Annotated in this window: 1 protein-coding gene; it reads right to left on the bottom strand. The window is 47.0% G+C overall.

Features of this window, described 5'->3' with window-relative positions; translation table 11 throughout:
* Nucleotides 1-3,769: beta strand repeat-containing protein (locus GHI93_RS12915; RefSeq protein WP_170272451.1), on the bottom strand; the 3,769-nt coding region annotated here is incomplete at both ends.

Genomic DNA, 3,769 nt, shown 5'->3' with positions numbered 1-3,769 from the left:
GTTTATTATCTGGCTGGATGGTAATGGTCAAGACGATAGTTGTCCCTTTGTTTAAGGTTGGAATATTAAACAAAATCGCCTTTGTCGCAGTGGGCGCGGTACCGACTGCGGCGAGTGCCGACCAGCCGCCTGATCCTGTCGTGATTGTGGCTGGATCCGAGCTTTCGTTATAGGTCGAGCTGGATGGTGCGGTCGTGTTGGTGCTGTATTTGACTGTGCTATCCGACGAGGCGACATTGGTGACGGTATAGCCACCTGAGAGCGAGGTCCCACGACTGTCGCCATTGTAGGGCAGGACGTCAAGGACATTGACATTGCTCATTGCGGCTGCCGTCGCATTTGACACCGTCAGGCTGTAGGTAATCGAGGTATCTGGGACATCAGATGCTGGATCATTTGCGACTGTGGCTTTATTTCCATCTTCGATTGCAGTTTTATCGACTTCCTTATCAAGTGTCAAACTAACACTACCCAATTTCACTTGGAAGTTGGCTTGTGAACTTCTTGTGTTACTCGTAGCACCAGTTGTATCTGTCCCTGCTGTGCTTGATGCGAGCCACATCGAGCCTACGGTTGTCGCACTTAGCGTTCCTGTAAGCAGGCTTGTCGGGTCAAAAGTAAGCGCTGCGACACTTGGTAGTGCCTTAAAGTTGACTTCTGTATAGTTTGTCAGTGAGACATTGGCAAAGTTCCATGTCAGAATTTGTTGGAGCGTTGCTCCTGAACCTGTCGTTGTGATAGTTGGGTCAGGAAGGGCTTTTCCTGTTCCATCTGTCGCAGAGCCTGACTGATATGTCACACCCACGGGCAGTGTCGTTGCAAGTGAGCCGCCATAGCTCTGAGTGGATGACCCTTTGAAATTTCCGTCAATTTTTAGATTAATGGCATCAGTTGCGTTGTAGACGGGTTTATCCACTGTGGTCGTCGTTGTAACAGCGTATGGTTTAACAAAGGCGGAATCACCCAAAACATTCCAATAAACTTGTGATACCGTGCTTCCCCCAATTGTGCCATTTTTGTTATTAACCGTGCCATTTGAGTTAAAGGTGGTTGGGATATATTGTCCAACATTCGCTGCGTTCGTCGTGTTATTGACAATATTAGATGTTGGAGAATTTACGATGGGGTCAAAGGTCGCACCCGTCACGAGATTTGTCTCTTGTACTGAAGCCATTAACACCAAGTGATTTCCATTAGGAGTGGTGCTTCCAGGAGATTGTTGTTTGACAATCACTGGGATTCCTATATTTTCTGCGTTAACGTTATTATTCCAAGAGGAAAGTACGTTTTGGCGCGAAACGATTGCCGCAGAAACTTGATTTTGTACTCCTGCAGCAACGACAGAGGCCCAGTCTGGATACCACGTATATTGTGCTAGGGTCGAAGTATAAGGTAAATCTACTAAGGTTACTGGTGCTGTTTGTGAAAAGTTCTTCGCAACCCCGAATTGGAGGCCTACCGCATTAAAACTGGAGTACTGATTTCCAGCGATAAATTGTGATTTAGCGTTTGGATCATAAATAAAGGCTGAAGGATCCCAACTCAAAATAGTATCTGTACGGAACCCACCGGATGTTATTTTAGAAGTATCGACAACATAGACAGCAAGCACAGCCTTTTGACCTGGGTATAACCAATCGTCCCCAAAGTTCTGACTCATGGCTGATGGATTTGATTGACTTGAATTCCACTGAGATGCAGGACCATCAGACACAGTAATCGGCGAACCACCATTAATATTCGCAAACGTAATTCCACTTTGACTCATGGCGTTGTTATAAATTATAGTAGCAGCTGTAAAATTTCCTGGTGGTTTGATATTCGTTGTATAAACAAGATTATTCGCACTTCCATTAGGATTAGCGATTGTTTTACCGTTATAAGAGATAGATTGAACAGAAAGACTCATCGCATAAGAGGTCCAACTATTCGCAACGCCCAAATTATAGGTTCTGCTTTCGTCCCAACGAACAATCATTTCCGAACTTGCAAATTGTTTTGCATCTCCTGTATAACCCGTCATCAGATAGGTATATGGATTTGAAATTCCTGTATATCCAGAGTTTGTGATGGTCGCCGTGGAGGCCAGGCCATTGGCGGTGGAGTTTGTTCCCGTGAAGCTTCCTGAGGCGTAAACACCGATCGCACTTTGTCCAGATGTCGGCTGAGTGGTATAGATTTTACCTGTATTGGCATTGGGAACAGCGAGTGCGTTCGTATAATTGCTTGTAATCGCACTGGCTGAAACTCCCGCCTGATAACCGCCTGTGATCGTTGACCACGTGCTTGTCCGTCCAAGGACTGCTGGCGCAATCCCCTGCACAGAAAATTCATAAGCACTTGTACTATCATTGGTCATGGCTGTCGCTGTCCCAGAGGATGGGGTGTAGGTTCCCGACATTCCGAGTGTATAGGTGATTGGACCTGTTGGATAGGTTGTTCCTCTGTAGTCAGAAGAAGTCCGTCCTGTGAGCGGAGCCAATTTTTCAACCGCACCGACATCCCAAGCATCAAGCATAGTATTGCTTGATTGATCACCATTTAAAACTTGAGAAGCTGCCGTTCCTTGTTTGGCATCCCCTTTAACCAACTGCACGGTCACTGATGGCGCTGCAGACACGACGGTCGGTTTGACGCCAAGTCCTGAGAAAGTACTTGAATCATAGGTTTGATTGAGACTGTCATCATTAAGGGTGTCATTGTTTGATGCTGTTGTGAGTTTGATGGTAAAGGTCGGTGTGATTTTTAGTCCATTAGGTGCGCTGGAGACTTGCACAACAACTGGGATAACGACTTGTCCTGTCGTTGAGATGGAAGAACTCATGATTCCTTGAGAATACTGGGTGCCATCTGCGTTTGTGTACATCGTCCCATTGACGATAGAGCCGTTCACCTGTGGGGTTTTGCCATCGCTTTGAAGGGTTACTGCGTTAGGGAGCGTTGCCGTCACTTGATACCCAATATCTGAATAGTTGGTATTCGTATTGTTTTGGACATTGAAGCTGACAAGGTAGGTAATCGTGTCAAAAGAACGGACAAGGTCATTACTTGCGTTGGAATCATATCCTGGTGTATAGCTCGTTGAGCTGTCGGGGTCTCCTTTGGGATCAGCACCTAAGTTTCCTGTACTGGTACTCGCTGTTCCTGTATCAAACTGTGATGTTCCCGTAAGCACTTGGATATTTGCTGCTGAGACGACGATAGGGCTGGTGGTGCTTGCTAACGTGGTGAACTTCGCAAGACCAGCTTTAGCAAGCGCTGGCTTTGCTAGCGGTGCGTTAGTGGCTTGATTCGGGCTAAGCGTGACACTTGTGCCCTCTACTTTTGGTGTAGCGCTGCTCGTACTTGTGCTCTGATTTGTATCGCTCGTTGTACTAGATGGGTCAGGCTGTGTGCCTGAGAGGATCAAGGGTGCTTTTAGGGACTTGCTATCTGCAAATTTTTGAGAGTCCGTGAGCGAGCTGGTTGAGTCCGCTGCATCTGCTTTCCATTCACCTAACGTTTGATCGGTCGTGATGGTTGGTACAGTGATGATCGTTTTCCCATCGTCCGTCTTCGTTGCCGGCTCACTCGAATCTGTCGCTTCAGCCATTTGGAAAAGGGTTTGCGTCAGATTTTGTGTGACATCACTTGCGACAATTGCGACAGCGGTCTTACTGGTGTGATGCACGACGAGCGTCAAGGGCGATCCTTTGACAAGTTCTAAGTACGTGTCCATTGGTTGCTTTGGATCGGTCTGTGCGACAGCGATAGCTGTTGAGCTTGTGAG

Source organism: Lactococcus hircilactis, from assembly GCF_009601015.1.
GTDB classification, from domain to species: Bacteria; Bacillota; Bacilli; order Lactobacillales; family Streptococcaceae; genus Lactococcus; species Lactococcus hircilactis.
The sequence above is the reverse complement of the archived record's forward strand: the minus strand, read 5'-3'. Positions and strand labels throughout refer to the sequence as shown.